We start from the raw sequence: 2,828 nt of genomic DNA on the forward strand, positions 1-2,828 counted from the left end.
CATCGTCAACTACGGGACTATCACCCTGTATCGTCGGACTTTCCAGACCGTTCGTCTAACACATGTAAAGCTTAAGGGCTAATCCAATTTCGCTCGCCGCTACTTTCGGAATCTCGGTTGATTTCTTTTCCTCGGGGTACTTAGATGTTTCAGTTCTCCCGGTTCGCTTCATTGAGCTATGTATTCACTCAATGATACTGGCTTATGCCAGTGGTTCCCATTCGGAAATCGTAGACTCAAGTGGCTGTTACTGCCTCATCTACGCTTATCGCAAGTTACTACGTCCTTCATCGCCTCTGACTGCCAAGGCATCCACCGTGTACGCTTAGTCACTTAACCATACAACCCCAAAGGGTCTTTGTTAAACAACCAAAGTTGCTATCTCATTATTTGAATGAGCGAGATAGCGTTGATTTTGCCGGACTCAATTTCGAATAGTCACTWAACAGTGACATTCCCAAGAACACTTGAATGTGTTTGTTGGTGTTTGTCTTAAAGACAAACATTGAGAACTTTACAAACAACAATAAATTGTTGTTTTGTCAGCTTTCCAAATTGTTAAAGAGCAAGATTTTCTAATGAAAACCATKTTTAAAGATTCTTAAGGAAAAACCCTTAAAGATGGTGGAGCTATGCGGGATCGAACCGCAGACCTCCTGCGTGCAAGGCAGGCGCTCTCCCAGCTGAGCTATAACCCCATCGTTGAGTGGTGGGTCTGAGTGGACTCGAACCACCGACCTTACGCTTATCAGGCGTACGCTCTAACCACCTGAGCTACAGACCCACTAGATGCTCTAATCTAAACCGTATCAATCTGTGTGAACACTCATCGCAATAATCATCGTATAAGGAGGTGATCCAGCGCCAGGTTCCCCTAGCGCTACCTTGTTACGACTTCACCCCAGTCATGAACCACAAAGTGGTGAGCGTCCTCCCGAAGGTTAAACTACCCACTTCTTTTGCAGCCCACTCCCATGGTGTGACGGGCGGTGTGTACAAGGCCCGGGAACGTATTCACCGTGGCATTCTGATCCACGATTACTAGCGATTCCGACTTCATGGAGTCGAGTTGCAGACTCCAATCCGGACTACGACGCACTTTTTGGGATTCGCTCACTTTCGCAAGTTGGCMGCCCTCTGTATGCGCCATTGTAGCACGTGTGTAGCCCTACTCGTAAGGGCCATGATGACTTGACGTCGTCCCCACCTTCCTCCGGTTTATCACCGGCAGTCTCCCTGGAGTTCCCGACATTACTCGCTGGCAAACAAGGATAAGGGTTGCGCTCGTTGCGGGACTTAACCCAACATTTCACAACACGAGCTGACGACAGCCATGCAGCACCTGTCTCAGAGTTCCCGAAGGCACTCCAGCGTCTCCGCTAGATTCTCTGGATGTCAAGAGTAGGTAAGGTTCTTCGCGTTGCATCGAATTAAACCACATGCTCCACCGCTTGTGCGGGCCCCCGTCAATTCATTTGAGTTTTAATCTTGCGACCGTACTCCCCAGGCGGTCTACTTAACGCGTTAGCTCCGAAAGCCACGGCTCAAGGCCACAACCTCCAAGTAGACATCGTTTACAGCGTGGACTACCAGGGTATCTAATCCTGTTTGCTCCCCACGCTTTCGCATCTGAGTGTCAGTATCTGTCCAGGGGGCCGCCTTCGCCACCGGTATTCCTTCAGATCTCTACGCATTTCACCGCTACACCTGAAATTCTACCCCCCTCTACAGTACTCTAGTCTGCCAGTTTCAAATGCAGTTCCGAGGTTGAGCCCCGGGCTTTCACATCTGACTTAACAAACCACCTGCATGCGCTTTACGCCCAGTAATTCCGATTAACGCTCGCACCCTCCGTATTACCGCGGCTGCTGGCACGGAGTTAGCCGGTGCTTCTTCTGTCGCTAACGTCAAATGATAGYGCTATTAACACTACCACCTTCCTCACGACTGAAAGTGCTTTACAACCCGAAGGCCTTCTTCACACACGCGGCATGGCTGCATCAGGCTTGCGCCCATTGTGCAATATTCCCCACTGCTGCCTCCCGTAGGAGTCTGGACCGTGTCTCAGTTCCAGTGTGGCTGATCATCCTCTCAGACCAGCTAGGGATCGTCGCCTTGGTGAGCCCTTACCTCACCAACTAGCTAATCCCACCTGGGCATATCCTGACGCGAGAGGCCCGAAGGTCCCCCTCTTTGAGCCGAAGCTATCATGCGGTATTAGCCATCGTTTCCAATGGTTATCCCCCACATCAGGGCAATTTCCCAGGCATTACTCACCCGTCCGCCGCTCGCCACCCGAGAAACAAGTTTCTCTGTGCTGCCGCTCGACTTGCATGTGTTAGGCCTGCCGCCAGCGTTCAATCTGAGCCATGATCAAACTCTTCAATTAAAAGTTTTTTGAAGCTTTCGCTTCGGCTCAATGAATACTGAATAAATTGACTGTGCCGATACTTAGTATCGTTTTGGTCACTCAGTTCATTGATAAATCTTTTGGATTATCATCAACGAGTGCCCACACAGATTGATAGGTTTATATTGTTAAAGAGCTTTCTTCTTTTGTGAATCGCATCACTTCGGAAGAGGCGGCYATTTTAGCGAGTTAAGTTTTAGTGTCAACCACTTTTTTCAAAACTTTTTCAGGTGATTCACCTGGCTAAATGCCTTGGCTGATGGGCTCTGGTTTCTTACGAAGCCTTGCCGTGTCAGCGAGGTGGCATTATAGAGATCGACGTCACGTTGGCTCAAGCCCTTTTTCACGTTTTTTTTTGATTTTTCTATCGTTCGTCTAAAAAAGAGTCAAAACAAGCAAAAAGTGTAGTTTCTTTCTA

General features: G+C 48.8%; 2 tRNA genes and 2 rRNA genes. All 4 read right to left on the reverse strand.

Annotated features, from left to right (window positions below):
• Positions 1–339, reverse strand: a 23S ribosomal RNA gene (locus CIK04_RS30530); the annotation flags it as partial.
• Positions 340–622: 283 nt separating this feature from the next.
• Positions 623–698, reverse strand: a tRNA-Ala gene (locus CIK04_RS30535).
• A gap of 9 nt (positions 699–707) precedes the next feature.
• Positions 708–784 (reverse strand) — tRNA-Ile (locus CIK04_RS30540).
• A gap of 62 nt (positions 785–846) precedes the next feature.
• Positions 847–2,389: ribosomal RNA gene (locus CIK04_RS30545) — 16S ribosomal RNA — on the reverse strand.
• Positions 2,390–2,828: the final 439 nt, after the last annotated feature.

This window comes from Vibrio sp. 03_296, assembly GCF_002265885.1.